Origin of the sequence: Cupriavidus taiwanensis LMG 19424, assembly GCF_000069785.1 — a bacterium.
Taxonomy (GTDB): domain Bacteria; phylum Pseudomonadota; class Gammaproteobacteria; order Burkholderiales; family Burkholderiaceae; genus Cupriavidus; species Cupriavidus taiwanensis.
Map to the genome: position 1 here is coordinate 196,730 of NC_010529.1, position 17,084 is coordinate 213,813.

The following is a 17,084-nucleotide window of genomic DNA, read 5'->3' on the forward strand; positions in this document are numbered from 1 at the left end:
CTGTCTCGTAGTCGTACTTCGGGGCACTTGCTCACACGTGCTATCACCAGCACCACAACGGGATTCCAATGTCGCTCGAAAAGGTACTAGCAGTCCTTAATCCCGCCCAACGCGAAGTCGTGGACCTGCGTCAGCACTGCCTCGCCGTGGCGGTACCTGGAGCTGGAAAGACGGCGACGATCGCTGCCAAGACCGCAGTCCTGCTTGCGGATCCGCATGTGACTGTGGGCGCAGTGACGTTCAGTAAGGACGCCGCGGTCGAGCTTCGCGAGCGGATACTCGCGCTTGCCGGATCAGCGACGAAGAGGCGACTGCTTGCTGGTACGTTCCATTCTCTCGCCTATAAGCAGCTTGGACGGCGCGACGGCGGCAGCGCGCCAGACGTCGCCACCGATGGCGATCGTACCGGGCTTCTGATCCAGGTTCTCTCTGACCTAGGGTTGGACTGGAAGGTGGAGGACGCCATCGCGGCGGTTGAAGCGATTAAGACCAACTTCGGCCAAGTGCAAAGCGGCAGCGCCGAAGAAGTGCTTTACCGTGGCTACCAAGATTCACTGGAGCGAAACGGCAAGATTGATTTTCAGGACATGCTTCGGCTAGCCGTGGAAGGCATGCAGAACGGCACCATCGAGCCGTATCCGTTCAGGTACCTCCTGGTCGACGAATTTCAGGACACTGACCCTCTCCAATATCAGTGGATCGCCTCGCATGCTCAGGCCGGATCGATTGTGACCGTTGTTGGCGATGATGATCAGAGCATCTATGGCTTCCGATCAGCGTTGGGCTTCCGCGGAATGGAATCCTTCATTCGTCAGTTTGACGCGCAGTCAGTGGTGTTGGGCAACAATTATCGCTGCCACGCAGAGATTCTTGGGGCGGCGGACCGAATCATCCGGAATAACCGCGACAGGATCCCAAAGGAACTGGTTGCGTACAAGGGCCCCGGCGGGAAGGTTCAGTTCCAGCGGTTCGCTGACGAGTATGCCGAGGCTGTCGCAGCGATGGAGCATCTGACGGCGGCGGTAAGGAATGGCCAATCGGCGGCAGTCCTTGCCCGGACCAACCGCATTCTCGACCCCGTCGAGGCGATATGCCGATCGCATGGCGTCAAGTATTTTCGGGCGTCCGGCAAGTCGATTCTGAACCGGCCTGAGGCCGCCCTCATGTGCAATCTTCTGGAACTGGTCCAGAGGACGAAGAGTACCGGTGTGGACGCGCTGCTGTCCTTTGTCGGGATTGATACCCAAGAACTACGGCTCCTGCACAGCAAGGGCCGCGCGAATACAGAACAGCGCCAAAGAAAAGAGCTTCTGGAACTGGGCCTTTCGGAAGCATCGGCGGATCGCTATCGGGAACTTATGAAACGGCTTGTCGAGTGGCGAACGCTCTGCGACCGGCAGTTTTATTCGCTGGTGCTGGAAGGAGTGTACGAATGGATGATGCACCAGACCGACTCTGATCCTGCCCGCCGGGCCACGACCACGACGTTCGACGTACTGTCCCGGCTCAATGGTCCATTTTCCGACAGGCTGGAGTTCCTGCGCCGCAGCAACAATGAGCCGGCGCCGGATGCGTTGATCCTAACAACCATGCACAGCTCCAAGGGGCTAGAGTGGGATCGGGTATGGATCATCCGGGCCGAGGAAACCGTTGTGCCCGATGAGAAAAGCACCGAATCGGAAGAGCGTCGCTTGTTCTACGTAGCAGTGACGAGAGCACGTGAGGATCTGCGGCTATCGATGGCCAAGAAGAATCCGACCTCTCCCTTTGTCTTAGAGGCAGGCCTTGATGCGTTGACCACTACATGACGACGCAAAAGATGTAGCGCAGTGATCCGGTATTTTTGCGACCTGCAAACGGGAAAAGTGCAAGGAAGGATGACCTTGTCGTGTTTGATGAAAAGTAATCCCTAAATCGACCTGAGGGCCTTCTACTTGTCCGCCACGTACAAGTACGACTCGGCCTCGCGGATTTCCAAGGAAAAGTGAATGAGACTTCAACCAACGAAAAAAAACCTGGAGCTGCAAGACTTATACCCTGCAGGTACATAGTTGCAGTGGGGAGCCGCCAGAGACCTATCAGGCTGCTGAAGTACTCATCGCGCTAGCGATGAGTTTTTCCCCGCAAGGCGGGGAGCGCTGTTTTTCACAATCCGGAAGCCGGACGTCACTGCCTCGGCTTTTTCCGCGTTTTGGCGCCCATTCCGGCCTCATTAGCGCGATTACTGCAACTGCGGACGGATTTGTCCCAGCGAGCGCATGCGCACGAGGTGGTAGGCGGCCATGCTCAGCACAAACATCTGATCGACTTTCTTCAGACCGCGCACCATCACCTGACGCATGCGCCCCACGGTCTTGACCCACCCGAAGCCCTGTTCGATCAGCTTGCGCTTTTGTTGCGAGACGGCATAACCGGCGCTGGAAGCAATGGCATCAGGAACGGCCGAGCGACGACCCGATGTGTTCTGCGCCACGTGGGGCGTCACCTTCATTTCCAGGCAGGCCTCAATGAACTCGTGCGCGTCATAGCCCTTGTCCGCGCCCACGGTGACTTCCACATTCAGGTCTTCAATCACCTGCCTGGCATCGTTAAGCATGACCTTTGCGGCCTCCCGCTCGGCGTGTCCGTCCGCCTTGGTCACCATGGCGCTAACCACCAGGCCATGGCGGTTGTCGCTCAGGGTATGACCCATGTAGCGCAGCTCACTGGATGTCTTGCCCTTGCGGTAGAGCTTGGCATCGGGATCGGTCTTGGATTCGTGTGTCTCGTTGCTGCGCTTGCGACCTTTGAAGCTGCCGCCGGCGTCATCGTCTTGGTCGTCGCCATCCTTGCGCACGAAGCTCTTGTGGCCTGCCCACGCCTGTATCAGCGTGCCGTCCACGCTGAAGTGCTCACCCGACAGCCAGTTCTTCTTCTGCGCGATGGCCAGCACCTCGTTGAAAAACTGGATCACCGCATCATGCTTGATCAGTCGCTCGCGGTTCTTGGTGAAGACCGTGGGCACCCAAACTGAGTCGTCCATCGACAGCCCGATGAACCAGCGAAACAGCAGGTTGTATTGCGTCTGCTCCATGAGCTGGCGCTCAGAGCGAATGCTGTAGAGCACCTGCAGCAGCATGGCCCGCAGCAACTTCTCCGGCGCGATACTGGGGCGGCCACCCTTGATATCGGCCTCGTACATCTGCGCGAACAGCCGGTCCATCTTCACCAGCGCCTGGTTGGCCATAGTCCGGATCGAGCGCAGCGGATGGGACTGCGGCACGAAATCCTCCAGCCTCCGCATAGTGAACAAGCTTTCCGTGAAGGTATCTGCGCCGCGCATGAATGTGGGATTGGATGGGATCCTCAAAGCAACGCTTCAGCCAGTCGTCGCGCTGACGTCCGCTGGAGGTATTTCAGCGGCCTGCTAGCTTGCTTGAGCGGAAATGACTCTTTACTGTGGTGAGGTGACAAGCCCCCGATTTCATGTGCCATAAAATCCCCATGATCTATTGGGTAGTTTGACCATTTCAGGCTCCGATGGCGTTATCGAAATATTAAATTTGTATGACTGTAGTTTCCAAAACGCCTTGGCCCCTTTTTCGTGCTTTCGACACCTACTTCAAACTGAGTTCTTCGGCACAACATTCCTGACTATAGGATCTTTCCTCATCTCATTAGATCTTGATTTAGATCAAGCAATGACGAGTTGAAGTCGATCGTCCTATGTCTTCGCATAGCTTGGCATATAAACTTTTATCTCTATCTCTCTAGGAGACGAAGCACGAACAAATGACGCTTCATAAATTTGTTATTTGATTGCATGAATTCATACCCCACAATTTAGCCTAGGATCGTCTGCATTTAGCATCAAAGTGTCATGAAATTTCGTTTTTTTAATTCATGGAGAGTGCCATGCGCAAGAGGATTAAAAAATTGGGGGTCGTTGGTTTAATGACGGCGACCGTGCTGTTCGGCGCTATGCCTGCATTCGCAGCGGAAATGGAGGGCTGGTCCGATAACTGTTTGTTCTTGGAGATCGGAAAGGGTGATTTTAGGATTTGTTTGTAACGCTGACAGGGCATAGAGCTGCAGCGCTGATATCTATCAAGGGCAGCGTCATCAGAACGCACCAATGTTAGCTGAATAAACCTTCCACATGCCGCTTTTTGTCTGATTGTGCAGCGAGTGGAGGGCTCCCCTCCCCTGGCGCAGACCGGTTGGTTTCTTGTTCAGCAAGGAATACCGGGGAAGGCGGCGCGGATTCTTGAAGAAGACGGGATTTTGAGGCCCGTATTCCCCGTTCCGATAGCCGAAGGCCCGGGACCTGTCAGAAATTTTGTGTTTAGGGCATAACATGTCGCCAAGGAGCATGTATGCCACGCAAAACCAAGACCAGCCAGGCCGCCGACCGTGAGCTGCCGACCATTCCCGAGGACCTGATTGCCCATTTCGTTAAGGGTCCGATGACCGCCGAGGCGGTGCAGGACGCCTCGATGGCGTTCAAGAAGGCCCTGATCGAGCGCGCCCTGGGGGCCGAGCTCGGCCATCATCTGGGCTACCCGGCTGGCGCCGAGCGCCCGGCCGGCACGGCCAACCAGCGCAATGGCAAGAGCGCCAAGACGGTTCTGACCGACGACGGGCCGCTGCGGTTAGACATCCCTCGCGATCGCGACGGCAGCTTTGATCCGATCCTGATTCCCAAGCACGAGCGGCGCTTCACCGGGTTCGACGACAAGATCATCGCCATGTATGCGCGCGGCATGACCTTGCGCGAGATCCAGGCGTTTCTGGCCGAACAGTACGGCACCGAGGTCTCGCCCGAGTTCATCAGTTCGGTGACCGATGCGGTCATGGACGAGGTCACCGCCTGGCAGGCCCGTCCGCTGGAGGTGATGTACCCGGTGGTGTTCTTCGACGCGCTGCGGGTCAAGATGCGCGAGGACGGCGTGGTGCGCAACAAGGCCGTCTACCTGGCCTTGGGCGTGCTGCCCGACGGCACGCGCGACATCCTGGGCCTGTGGATCGAGACTACCGAAGGCGCCAAGTTCTGGATGAAGGTGTTCAACGACCTGAAGACCCGGGGTACCCAAGACATCCTGATCGCGGTGACCGATGGCCTTAAGGGCATGGAACAGGCCCTGGCCGCGGTGTTCCCGAACACCACCCTGCAGACCTGCATCGTGCATCTGATCCGCAACAGCCTGGAGTACGCCAACTGGAAGGAGCGCCGCGCCGTGGCGGCGGCGCTCAAGCCCGTGTACACGGCCCCCACGGTCGAGGCCGCGCTGGCCGAGTTGGCGGCCTTCGAGAACGGGGAATGGGGTCGGCGGTATGCACCGATCGGCGCATCCTGGCGTCGCGCCTGGGATCAGGTGATCCCGTTCTTTACGTTCCCGCCGGCGATCCGCAAGATCATTTACACGACCAACGCGATCGAGAGCATCAACGCGCAGCTGCGCAAGATCATCAAGACGCGCGGTCACTTCCCCAGCGACGAGGCGGCGACCAAGCTGCTGTGGCTGGCGCTGCGAAACATCACGGTGAAGTGGGGCAGTTCAACCCATGACTGGAAGGCTGCCATGAACCAGTTTGCGATCCTCTACGAGGAACGCTTCACCCACCCTTATCGTTAAGATATTGCTGGCTCACCGTTCCATCGACGGTGAGCCTTTACCTGCCCTGCACACAAAAAAACTGACAGGCCCAAGGCCCGGAGGTTCCGGGATAACCTGGATGCGACCACGGACCTTGCGCTGAGCCACATCGGAACCATGGTGAACAGCAAACAGACGGCCCCGTGCCACCGTCCTGCAGAGGCTAATGGGGAAAGCCTGGGAGAACGACATCCTCGGCAGCTTACGCGCCACTGGTCATGCTCACGCAATCGCGTCAGCCCGCGCCAGGGCGAGCGTTCCCAGAGGCCGCTGTCCCAATCACGAAGGCGACGCCAGCAAGCACTGCCTTCCACAATTCGCTATTGACCTTCTTCCGTGCCATGACGCATAGCCACACTCAACGGGCAGATGACGACGACACGGTTTTGTTAGCCACACTTAGCACCGCAAGAGCGCGAAGGAATTGCCCATCTTTGAGGTCATTTCCTTATACGGAAGTCATGACTCTTCCCTCAGTGTTTGAATAGTGAGCGCGGCGTCCATGGTTCGCTGCATGCCGATCCAGATCGTCTTGGCGCCGGGCTCGCCATCGTTCTTCCGCCCAAGGAACCCGCCCAGGGAAGCAACCAACCGAATCATCTGATTGAGTGTGACCGGTGTCTTCGGGCGAGCTTTCTTGGAGAGCACGTATGCCCCCCGAATCTCGTCGGCATCGAAGAACAGCGACGCATCCAGATCCGGACAGGTTCTGCCCAACCGCATCAGGCGGGCAATGCGCCATGCCACCACCATATACAACGCCAAGGCCCGCTCCACACGATCCATGTGCGATAGCTGTAGCGCCTCGACCTTGCAGCCGGTCTTCAGGACATGGAAGAACATCTCGATCTCCCACCTTGCCCGATACCATTCAACAAGTTTGTTGACCGCATCAGCGTCCTGCGCTTCTCGGTTCGTCACCAATCGCCAAACCACTGGCTTGACGCCTGCGGGCGCTTCGATCTCCCTTGCCGCCACACAGGTGAACTCCGCTCCGACCAGACCCGGCAGCTTCATACGCTGGGCGCGTAGTTCCTGTTTGACCTCGCGCGCCTTCTGGCCTGCTCGCCCTGGCAAGATAAAGGTGATTTCCCCGAGTACCGGGCTGGCGTCGACGCTATCCCACAACTTGCCGCCCTCGGCCAGGTTGCGGTTGTGTTGGCTGCGGATCAACCAGTCGGCCGGTTGGCCAAGTTCCTGGGCGCGCGCCATCAACTCGGCAATATCACCCTCGCGGTCTGTCACATACACCAGCCGTGTCTGCGGCAATAGCGCGGCTTGCTCCGCAACCCGTTCATATCCTTCAATCCAGCGTACGCTTTCCTTGATCCCGCCCCGGTTGCCATCGGCGTCCTTGGGCTCCCGAGCCCACATCCAGGCATCGATCACCCCCAGCGGCTCGCGGTCAGGCGTCACCGCGTAGGTCGGATGCAAAAACATGCCCCGCTGGGCTTCATAGGTCAACGGACCCAGCCCGTCGATCTCCTGGCCATTAAAGTTCAATTCGGTTGTATCAGCGATGCACAGCACCACCGGAAACTGCGCGGCCCTCGCTGCAGTGCGCTCCCAATGCGGCTGCATTACGTCCCGCCAATCGATCTGCTCATTGCCGAGAAACCGATATGCCGCGATGGTTTGCGACCAGTCATCGCATGCGCCGGGGATGCTCGCCGTCGGCAGAGCCGCAAACCGCTTGAGCAGCTCCTTGGCGCGCCGATCCCGCCCCGGATCACCAAGATCCAGACTCTCGAATTCCTCGTCCACCCATGCCCCCGACTCGTTGCTCATTGCTGCGCGAAAATCCGAGAGTAAACGCGAGTCTGGCGAAGTTAACAACCCCCTTACCTCGAAATTCCCGGGACTTCAAGCTCCAAGCCTCGCCGCGGAGACGGTCCTACTTCCGTATAAGGGGATGGGTTGAACGCACCAACGACCAAGGTCTTCCATCCACCGACGCTCTCTTCGGCAATGAGTATCCTTGGCGGAATCTACATAGGGCTGTTTTTTTAGATAGCCGATAACCGCGTTGACGTCCTTGGCCGCATCCATACCGCTTGCCACGGCATCGCATCCGTGCCGACGGAGGTAGCCTTCCGAATTACCATAGCCACGCATCATGGGCTCGGCCACGACATATCCGCGCGACAGCAAATAGCCCGTCGCAAAATTAAAACGAAATCGTGTGGTTTTCCAGGAATGAGCCGTGGTTTAGTACCGCAAGAAATGGACTCGGACCCGGCCGGGTGTACAGCGTGACTTCGAGCTTGACCGGATCGTCGGGATTTCCTTCCACCAGAATCACCCGCTCGCTTTTCTGCACGACCTCTGGAAGATGCTGCTTCGGTTCCCTCTCAGCGAGGGGCGCACAGGCCGCGACGAGCAAGGCCCCCGAAGGCCAGAAGCAAAGAGAGATGCTTTGACATGGATTTACTTTCTCCCTTCGCAAATGCCGTGGCGGTTTCGTTCATCGTTCCACCTGTACATTGTTCATGCCAAGCCGCCCCAGGCTGCCCGCCAGCCGCAACCGCGTGGCTTTCCAATCGGCCAGTGCCTGTACGCGCTGCTGCTTGGCATTGGCCAGCGCCGTTTGCGCATTCAGCAGTTCGAGAATATTGCCGACGCCGGCCTGATAGCGATGTTCGGCAGCGTTAAAGGATTGCTGCGCAGTATCGAGTAGCGTTGCGCTGTACTTCACGCTGTCCGTGGCGGTTCGAACGGCCTGATAACTGCTCCACACCTCCAGCCCCACCTGCTGGCGCGCAGCATCCAGACCGTCGTGCTCGCGTTCGAGCTGTGCCTGGGCCTGATGGATCCGGTACAAACGGCCAAAACCTTCAAATAACGGGATCGTGAGCTGAATCCCGACATACCAGTCGCGTCCGGTAGCCGGAAAGCTCGGGACGCCGAGCCCTAGCGTAGCTGGCTGATTGTTCAGGCTGTAGCGGGATACCAGGCCGAGGCTGGGCATGCCCTCGGCGCGCGTCTGGTCAACCCTGGCCGCCGCCGCATCCACCTGGGCCTCGGCGGCCATCACGCTTGGATGTGCCTGCCTGGCGCCCTCGATCAACTCGCCAACCGCCTGGGTGAACTGCGCGTCCGTCCTCACCTCGTCGCCCACACCGGGCAGGGTGAGCGGCACGTCCGGCGATAGATTCATGTCAGCAGCGAGCGTGCCAACGGCGGTTTGCCACTGGCCGTCCGCCTTGGCGCGGTTTAGTACCGCCTGCGTATAGGCCGTCTGTGCCTGCAAGGCATCCGAGATGGGCGCCACGCCTTTGTCCACCCGCCCCGAGGCCGCGCGGAGGCTGTTCGCCGCCATCGCCTCCACATCGCGCGCCGCAACCAAGGCGCCCGCACTCGCCTGGGCCGTGTAGTAATCCTTGGCCGTGGTCACGAACAGGCTTTGCACGGTGGCATCCTGCGTTGATTGTGCGGCAGCCAGCAATGCCGATGCGCTGCTCACGGCAGCGCTACGCGCACCGAAATCGTAGAGCACCCAATTCAATGCCACGTTGCCGGTGCCCACATTGGCGAGCGTGGCCGAACTCAGATTCGGATGCCTGGTCACATCCGTCCTCGCCCCGTCTCGCACGTACTGCCCGGTGCCGTTCACGGTCGGCAAGTAGCCTGCCCGCGCAGTCCCCACGCCAGCGGCCTGGGCCTTGACATCGGCCCAAGCCTGGCGCGTCTTTGGGTTGACGCATAGCGCCCGTTCGACGGCCTCGCCCAGGAGCAGCGGCGAGACTGGCGGCCCGGCCCGACATCCGGCGATGTCCGGAATGAGCGCGCCGGCAGGGGTGGCCGGAAGGTGCTGCTCCGCGCGCAGCGGGTCGAAGGCCTGCGCGTCCTGGACCAGCCCCCATAGCCCGGCCAGGATGAGGGTGAGCGGGATGCGTCTAGCGTTCACGCAAGCTCTCCTGAGCGGCCTCGATCACGGGGCCTAGGAAGTATTCGGCCACCGTGCGCTTGCCGGTACGGATATCCGCCGTAACCGCCATGCCAGGCGTGAGCGCGATCCAGCGGTTCTCCACCCGGATGCGGTTAGTGGTGAGGCGAATACGCACCGGAAAGGTGAGCCCAAGCTTCTTGTCGTTGGTAGCGTCATTCGACACGGAGAGCACCGTGCCCTCGATGAAGCCATAGCGGGAATAGGGAAACGCCTCCACCTTGACCGCGACAGCCTGGCCCACGTCCACAAAACCGATATCCTTGTTTTCCAGTTGTCCCTCGACCTCCAGCGTGTCGTCGGGCACGATTTCCATCAGCGCCTGGGCCGTGGTCGCGACACCGCCCAGTGTGTGCGCGGCGAGTTGCTGCACCGTGCCGGCCACGGGCGCGGTGAGGCTCATCAGTTCCTGGCGCGTCTGCGCCTTGGTCTCATCGTTGCGGCTCTGCGCCCCCTGCTGGGTGTGTTTCTCCAGCTCATCGAGCTGGTCATGCCGAAACTTCGAGGCTAGCGCCCCCAGTTCGGCCCGCTGCTCGGCGATACCGGCCGTAAGCTCCAGCACGTGGGCACGCTGGGCCGCCAGCTCGTTCTCCAGGTCCAGGGCCTTCTGTTCCTTGTCCAGGTAATCGTGACGCGCCACATACTTGTCAGCCACCAGCGCCTTATAGTCCATGGCCTGCTGGCGCGCAAGCGGCGCGGTGGCCTGTAACCGTGCCACTTCGGCCCGTGTGCTGTCCCGCGCCGCCTCGCGCTTGTGCAGCTCTGCCTGCGCGCTGTCGATGCGATCCTGATACTCGCGCCAGGCGCCATTGGCCAGATGCTGGGCTTCGCGCATTCGGTCTTCCGACGCGCCATCCACCTGCACAACCTGCGGCGGTTGTTTGATTTCCTGCGCGCCAAGCAGCGCCCGCGCACGGGCCGCACCGAGGCCGGCATCGACGCGGGAGAGGTACGCCTTGTCCGCATCGGCGGCGGCCTGAGTGGTGTCGAGCTTCACCAGCAACTGGCCCGCCGCCACGCGCTGGCCATCACGCACGAGGATTTCGCGAATGACGCCGGTCACCGCCGGCTGAATCACCTTCACCCGCGCATTGGGTACAAATTTCCCCTTGGCAGTTACCACGATATCGAGCTTGCCAAAGATGCCGATCAATAACACCAGTCCGGTTAGCGCCACAATGATTCGCATTGTCCAGCGGGGCGCCGGATGCGCTGGCGTTTCCGCCAATTCCAGATGGGCGGGGAGAAATGCCAGTTCGTGCGGGGTCCGACTGGGCGCGTCCAACTCGCGACGGATGTGCCAGGCCGCCCGGAATACGCTGGCGTAGCGGCGCAGCGGCTCACGCAGCGCCGCCCATTGGGATACGCCGGGGGTACTCATAGTCCGCTGTCCTGTAACGAGACGAGATGGGCATAGTAGCCACCCAGTGCCAGCAACTCCTCATGCCTGCCCCGTTCCACGATACGGCCGCCGTCCATGGCAATGATCTGGTCGGCGTGGCGCACGGCGGTGAGCCGGTGGGCGATGATGATCACCGTGCGTCCGGCGCAGATGGCCTTCATATTGTTTTGGATAATTCGCTCGGTCTCGAAATCGAGCGCACTGGTGGCTTCGTCGAACACCAGCACGCGCGGATTGGTCAGCAGCGCCCGTGCAATCGCCAGGCGCTGCCGCTGGCCGCCCGAAAGGTTGCCGCCGTGTTCACCGACCACCGTGTCGTACCCTTCCGGCATGTCGCAGATAAAATCGTGCGCTCCCGCCAGCTTCGCCGCTTGCATGACTGCCTCCAGCGGGGCGCCGGGATCGGTGAGCGAAATGTTGTCGCGGATCGAGCGATTGAACAGCAGGTTCTCCTGCAACACCACGCCGATCTGGCGGCGCAGCCAGGAGGGATCGGCCAGCGCGAGGTCGATGCCATCTATACGCACCGCGCCCTGCTCCGGCAGATAGAGTCGCTGTAGCAGTTTGGTGAGCGTGCTCTTGCCTGAGCCCGAGCGCCCGACAATACCCACGACGTGGCCGGTGGTGATCCCCAGGCTCACGCCATCGAGGATCGGCGGGCCGTCCGCGCGATAGCGGAAGCGGATGTTCTCGAACACGATGCTGCCCTTGATGGACGGCGGCGTTTGCCGGCTTTGCGCCAGCTCCGTGCGCGTATTCAAGATGTCGCCGAGGCGGCTCATGGATATACCGACTTGCTGAAAATCCTGCCACAGTTGCGCGAGGCGCAGCACCGGGGCGCTCACGCGCTGCGACATCATGTTGAAGGCGATCAGCGCGCCCACGGTCAGCTTGCCGTCGATGACGAGCTTGGCTCCAAAAAACAGCGTGCCGAGCGTCACCAGCTTCCCCACCAATTGAATCGCCTGCTGCCCGACGTTGCCGAGTGAGGTCACACGGAAGCCCGCCGCGACGTATGCCGCGAGCTGGGTTTCCCAGCGTTTGACGAACTGCGGCTCCACGGCCATGGCCTTGACCGTTTCGATCCCGGACACCGATTCCACGAGGAACGATTGGTTATCCGCGCCACGGGCGAACTTGTCGTTCAGGCGCTTGCGCAGCAACGGCGTAATGAAGGCGGAAATCGCACCGTAGAGCGGCAAGGACAGAACCACCATCAGCGTGAGCCAGACGCTGTACAGGCACATGACAGCGAGGAACACCACAGAGAACACCAGATCGATGAGCGCGGTCAGCGCCTGGCCGGTCAGGAAATTTCGAATGCTTTCCAACTCCCGCACGCGTGCCACGGTGTCGCCCACACGCCGCGCGCCGAAATAGGCGAGTGGCAAGGCTACAAGATGGCGAAACAGGCGCGCGCCCAGTTCCACGTCGATACGGTTGGTCGTGTGCGCGAATACATGGTTGCGCAGGCCCGTGAGCAACACCTCAAATACCGAGCTGACAAGGAGCGCCAGGCACACCACGTTGAGGGTGCTATAGGTGCGGTTCACCAGCACCTTGTCCATCACCACCTGGAACATCAGTGGCGACACCAGCCCGAACAGTTGCAGCGCCATCGAAACGCCGAGCACTTCCAGCAGCAGGCGGCGGTACTTGACCACCGCCGGGATAAACCATGAGAAATCGAAGCGAGCCAGCTCGCCTGCCAGGGAGGCGCGCGAGGTGAAAAGCAGGATGCGCCCGCTCGTACGCGCCACTATCTCTTCGATCGGCTTGGGTGCGGGCGCCGACATGCCGGGCTCCAGTATCAGCGCGGTCTTGCCATCGGAACCGGCGAGAATGAAATGCCGGCCCGCACTGTCCAGCACCAAGGCCGGGAATGGGGTCTTGCCAAGCCGATCTGCCACCAGCGCCACTGCTCGGGCTTTCAGGCCCATGCCACGAGCGGCTAATACCAGATCGGCCTCAGAGAAGGACTCGCCACCGAGCGCGGCGGCATGGCGGATTTGCGCGGCATCCGTAGCAATGCCATGAAATCGTGCGATGAGCACGAGCGCAGCCAAGCCGGCATCGTCGAGACGCGCCAGGTTTTCGTTCGAACCCATGGATCAGTGCGAAATTGTTCTTGTTAGACGGGGTGGCTATCGACAAGCGTAGAAAAACCGGCGCCCTCGCAAGGGCGCCGTCTGCTACCGTCGGGGTGACGTATCAATGAGCCGCCAGTTGCAGTGTGGTTTGATCCTGGGGCAGCGCCTGCGCAACGATGCTACCGGCTGCGTCCGGCGCATACGCGGCCATTGCCTGAATCAACTGATTCACTTGTTTTTGGGCGAAGGTATCCGCCGCGCTAGGCGTCTGGCCGTTGCCCGGATTGAACATCAGATTGACCCCGGCAATGTCGCCCGTGGTGCCATCGGCGCGCGTGTACGTGCCGTCATCCAGGATGGTGTTGCCGTTGCTGTCCTGGCTGATGTGCGTGGCATCCAGGTTGATCCCTGCAATACCCAATTGGTCGAGGGTGTACAGTTGCCCGCTCTGGAACTGGCCGGTGCCTGTCGTATCACCCCACACCTTGAGGGTCTGCCACGTTGCCACGTTGGCGCCCACATTGAAGACGTTGTTGCTGGTGCAGACTAGGTCATTGGCACCGGTGTTGATGGTGTTGTTTGTACCGTTCGCCGTGACCGTGACATTATTGCCGGCGTTAATGGTGTTGCCAGTGCCGTTCACTGTAGCGGTGGCGCCATTCAGAAGATTAACGGTTGCATTATTCGCATTGACCGTCGCACTAGTATAGACATTTTCGGTAAGCAGATTGCCAGATGGATTCGTAACGGTCGACGTGCTCGGCGCTGTTCCAGTGAACTTTACCTGGATCGTATTACCGGATGAGTAGTTCTCCGACATCGAACCAATCTGATTGGTCGCGTTGTTGTTCGTAAAGGTGACCGATTGAAGGGTTCCAGGCGCGGGAGCCTGTGCGCCACTGGCTGCGCCGTAATAATTGAAGTAGGCCTGCCAGTTAACACTGTTCGGCAAGGTCGCATAGACGCCCATTGCACTATCAATCAGAATCTGCCGATCAGAACCGATAAGGCTACTGGAGCGAATATCCGTGGCATGTTGCGTATCAAGTAACGACTGAAGCCCGGTACTACTAACGCTACCATCAGGATTCGCCTTATACTCGCCCGCCAAATAAATCTGCGGACCATTATTGCTCAGAATCTCCCGCTGAACCACCCAGTTGTTATAGACTGCTTCGCCCTCTTGATGCAGGCCGACCATGGCGCTCATCGCATAGGCGTCTGGACTACTGGACGGAACTGCATACGCCGATTTGAAGTCAGTGTCGGCTTTCACATTCGCGAAATGACCGATCTCATGGGCCAAGCTACCGATGACCTCGCCATCCGGCCAAGTTTTCCAATTGCTAGCAAACGTAATTCCTCCCCCTTCCTTGAAGAACATGCTGCCATCGGGCCCTTGAACAATTGGGTTCAATGATCCCGCAGCAACTGCCGCCTGGTAATCCAATAGCTGGGACACAAGAGTTGGACTCTTGTTTATAAGTGCAATCTGACTCGTTGAGAGTCGGACGTTACCCCACATTGATTCATTGCCCGTGATAATCTGATTACTTGTCATGGTAACTCAACCATTTTCCTGTTTTGAAATAAACTGATATTTGTTGCACAGTCAATCGTAGAGAAGCCAACTATCAACTCAATCCAATTCTCCTTGTAATTGAATCCATAAAAATAGTCCTCACCCGGGTGATCATAATTTCTATGTGATATACCTCGACCGAATTTATCAAAGAGCACGCCACGAGTTATACATATATTATTTCGATCAAGATAATCACCAAATGACACCCTCGGCAGCCCTCCATCACTCGGCGCAAGGGTTCCATATGACGCGCTGGGAGTTGTTGAATAAAGAAAAGTTTCTTGAGACGCCGATGCGATCTTGAAATCCCGTCGGATTCCAATTAACTCATTAGTTTTCGGATGAAAGGCTTGATGCGGCTCTCCGTGGCTAAATTTCAGTCGAAAGCTTTCCGCCAATAGTTCGCTATTTGTTAAATCGCCATGCTCAATGACGTTATTGATCGCTGCGAGAAAAGCCTCCGGTGTTCTGGCAGCATCTGATGCCGACCGCGAGCCCGCGCAGCCATATAGGTAGCCAATGGAGATAGCAATAGCAAGCACTGTCGCTTTGCCTGAAAGATGGCGCCCATTACGCCTTCGATAGCTGATCATTTGAGCTTTATCACCTCCAAGTATGTTGACACCCAGCGTCAAACACGCAAATCTGGTCATGCCCTTAGGCACGCCTCCGCCATGCTGAATAAACTCAGAAAAAATGCACCGAATATTCGCACGAGCAAACCAGCCCATCATTTATTGCAGCACAGGCGGCCACACGGATTCTATAGTCGGACCTGAAAAATTCAGTCTGAGGGCCCAGCGTGGCTGGAGGGTGGATGATTCTGGTCGCCCCATCGGTTGACTGCGGCAATGCGGGCAAGGTCGATTGGCTGCATTCCTGGCGGATCGAGCCATACCTGTGAGCAGAGTCAAGACGAAAAAAAAGAACGCCCGCGGATGCCCAGGCGGGCAATTGCTCGCGGCAGCCAACGGAGATTGAAGCCTGCGGCACAGAGGATAGGGGACGGCGTTACCGATTTCGCCCTGACGCATGCCGTGATCCGCTTTGACATGGCCGATGACAGGCTCGACCGCCTGGCGACGTTTAAGCATTCTGCGCTGGCGACGATTCATGGTTTTGATTCTGCCGCGGTGAATCACCTTCACCGGCGTCACTTCGGCATCGACCCCGCGATAACCGAGGTCAACGATAGCAGTGTGGGGCTTGCGCGATCCCGGCAGGTCCTGAAGCAGGATAGCGGTTTGCTCGAGTTGGATGTGTAGTGTGTGACCATCGTAAGGATTGCCAGGAAAGCTGCGAGCACCGACGATGAGTCCCTGATTGGCAGTGATTGCCAAACTCACCTTCACACCGAACTCATACGGCTGGGGGGCTTTGCCCTTGGCGACACACTTCACCTCGGGTGCGTGCAGGGCGTAGAGCTTGTTCTTGTCCTTGACGCGTTGCTGCGCAATGCGTCGGGCACGTTCGAGCCAGGGACGCAGACGCTCTTGCTGGTCCTCGGCAAGCGCCGTCATCTTGTGTTCGATGTCCCGTAGTACGCGGCCGAGCACGGTGCGCTGACGCTTGAGCACGGTTCTCAGCAGTTTGAACTGCTTGGCATGCGCATAACCACCCGCACGAAATCGCAACGACTTGCCTTCCCTGCCAAAGGTCTGCTTGAACTCGATGCCGGCGCGTTTGGCCAGTTGCACCACCTTGGCCCGCGCTACCTCCAGCAGACGGCTGTCGGTCGGATAGGCAATGGCCTTCTCTTGCACCGTGGTGTCGACGACGACCCGTTCGAACTCAGCCGGTTTGATCACGTTCATTTGCACGGCGGCAGCAATCGTGGTGGCCAGCAGTTCCTCGACGCCAGCCTCACCCAGAGCCTGCCGGAAACGCACGAAGTTGGTCGGGTCACACGGCAGCCGCATCTGGAAGTACTCCTCGCCGCAGAAGTACTGCCAGTACACGTTCTCCGCCCAGCGCTCGCACACCGACTCGTCGCTCTCGTTGAAGGCATGCTTGAGGTAGAGCAGCCCGACCATCAGCCGGATCGGAAGGCGAGGCCGGCCTGCGGCACTGATGCCTGCACCAGCCACCGCCAACATCGGTCCGAACAAGTCCTCGCCGACCACGTTGCTGCCATCCTTCGCCTTGCGCGCAAGCACTGGCGCCAAGGCTGCCTCAATGCTGTTCCACGGCATCCGGCTCGCCAGCACTGCCAGCGGATGCCGAAGATCAGTCATCCCGTCCAGGCGGCTGCGAAAGAAGTCCGGTGTGCTCATCCGCAAGTTCCTCAAATCTCCCAGGATTCGAATCAGATTCATATTCGATCTGGGAGTTCGGCACGCAGCGAAATTTTTTGCTAAACCTTAGGGATGCTCTGCACAATTAGCCGGCGGATGTGCTTGCAATGAATCGTCGAGCCAGCGAGCAT

Annotated in this window: 10 protein-coding genes and 1 pseudogene; 3 read left to right on the plus strand and 8 right to left on the minus strand. The window is 59.1% G+C overall.

The genetic code is table 11. The features are described 5' to 3' along the window. Nucleotides 1–68 precede the first annotated feature (68 nt). Nucleotides 69–1,808 carry an ATP-dependent helicase gene (locus tag RALTA_RS27515; RefSeq protein WP_012354582.1) on the plus strand — a complete coding sequence of 580 codons (1,740 nt, stop codon included), beginning with the start codon at nt 69–71 and terminating at the stop codon, nt 1,806–1,808. Between the two features lie 413 nt (nt 1,809–2,221). Here RALTA_RS27515 and RALTA_RS27520 read toward each other — a convergent pair whose 3' ends face one another. Continuing rightward, a complete protein-coding gene (locus tag RALTA_RS27520; protein ID WP_012354583.1) occupies nt 2,222–3,322 on the minus strand; it encodes an IS5 family transposase in 1,101 nt (366 codons plus the stop codon). 572 nt (nt 3,323–3,894) lie between these two features. Here RALTA_RS27520 and RALTA_RS30675 point away from each other — a divergent pair. Both RALTA_RS30675 and RALTA_RS27525 read left to right on the plus strand, forming a co-directional pair. Further along, nucleotides 3,895–4,050 carry a hypothetical protein gene (locus RALTA_RS30675; RefSeq protein WP_020384409.1) on the plus strand — a complete coding sequence of 52 codons (156 nt, stop codon included), beginning with the start codon at nt 3,895–3,897 and terminating at the stop codon, nt 4,048–4,050. 305 nt (nt 4,051–4,355) lie between these two features. Beyond that, the gene (locus RALTA_RS27525) at nt 4,356–5,615 is read left to right on the plus strand and encodes an IS256 family transposase (protein ID WP_012354364.1); all 1,260 of its coding nucleotides are present in this window, start codon (nt 4,356–4,358) and stop codon (nt 5,613–5,615) included. 480 nt (nt 5,616–6,095) lie between these two features. Here RALTA_RS27525 and RALTA_RS27530 read toward each other — a convergent pair whose 3' ends face one another. The 7 genes and pseudogenes from RALTA_RS27530 to RALTA_RS27555 form a co-directional block, all read right to left on the minus strand. Beyond that, entirely contained in the window at nt 6,096–7,424 is a 1,329-nt protein-coding gene (locus tag RALTA_RS27530) for an IS4 family transposase (RefSeq protein ID WP_012354732.1), read from the minus strand. Nucleotides 7,425–8,100: 676 nt separating this feature from the next. After that, on the minus strand, nt 8,101–9,543 hold the full coding sequence (locus RALTA_RS27535) for a TolC family protein (RefSeq protein ID WP_012354588.1): 1,443 nt from the start codon (nt 9,541–9,543) through the stop codon (nt 8,101–8,103). Continuing rightward, on the minus strand, nt 9,533–10,963 hold the full coding sequence (locus RALTA_RS27540) for an HlyD family type I secretion periplasmic adaptor subunit (protein WP_012354589.1): 1,431 nt from the start codon (nt 10,961–10,963) through the stop codon (nt 9,533–9,535). The genes RALTA_RS27535 and RALTA_RS27540 overlap by 11 nt, the downstream gene beginning before the upstream one ends. Then, nucleotides 10,960–13,092, minus strand: coding sequence for a type I secretion system permease/ATPase (locus RALTA_RS27545; RefSeq protein ID WP_012354590.1), 2,133 nt, complete (start codon nt 13,090–13,092; stop codon nt 10,960–10,962). The genes RALTA_RS27540 and RALTA_RS27545 overlap by 4 nt, the downstream gene beginning before the upstream one ends. Nucleotides 13,093–13,195: 103 nt before the next feature. Then, on the minus strand, nt 13,196–14,458 hold the full coding sequence (locus RALTA_RS29475; RefSeq protein ID WP_145987295.1) for a hemolysin: 1,263 nt from the start codon (nt 14,456–14,458) through the stop codon (nt 13,196–13,198). Between the two features lie 173 nt (nt 14,459–14,631). Further along, nucleotides 14,632–15,393, minus strand: a complete 762-nt coding sequence (locus tag RALTA_RS29480; RefSeq protein WP_145987296.1) for a hypothetical protein — start codon at nt 15,391–15,393, stop codon at nt 14,632–14,634. 176 nt (nt 15,394–15,569) lie between these two features. Then, nucleotides 15,570–16,932 (minus strand): annotated as a pseudogene (locus tag RALTA_RS27555) (IS5 family transposase). Nucleotides 16,933–17,084: the final 152 nt, after the last annotated feature.

Coding starts and splice junctions, on each gene's coding strand:
- RALTA_RS27515 (WP_012354582.1), top strand. CDS start 69: ATGTCGCTCGAAAAGGTACTAGCAGTCCTTAATCCCGCCCAACGCGAA.
- RALTA_RS27520 (WP_012354583.1), bottom strand. CDS start 3,322: ATGCGCGGCGCAGATACCTTCACGGAAAGCTTGTTCACTATGCGGAGG.
- RALTA_RS30675 (WP_020384409.1), top strand. CDS start 3,895: ATGCGCAAGAGGATTAAAAAATTGGGGGTCGTTGGTTTAATGACGGCG.
- RALTA_RS27525 (WP_012354364.1), top strand. CDS start 4,356: ATGCCACGCAAAACCAAGACCAGCCAGGCCGCCGACCGTGAGCTGCCG.
- RALTA_RS27530 (WP_012354732.1), bottom strand. CDS start 7,424: ATGAGCAACGAGTCGGGGGCATGGGTGGACGAGGAATTCGAGAGTCTG.
- RALTA_RS27540 (WP_012354589.1), bottom strand. CDS start 10,963: ATGAGTACCCCCGGCGTATCCCAATGGGCGGCGCTGCGTGAGCCGCTG.
- RALTA_RS27545 (WP_012354590.1), bottom strand. CDS start 13,092: ATGGGTTCGAACGAAAACCTGGCGCGTCTCGACGATGCCGGCTTGGCT.
- RALTA_RS29475 (WP_145987295.1), bottom strand. CDS start 14,458: ATGTTCTTCAAGGAAGGGGGAGGAATTACGTTTGCTAGCAATTGGAAA.
- RALTA_RS29480 (WP_145987296.1), bottom strand. CDS start 15,393: ATGATGGGCTGGTTTGCTCGTGCGAATATTCGGTGCATTTTTTCTGAG.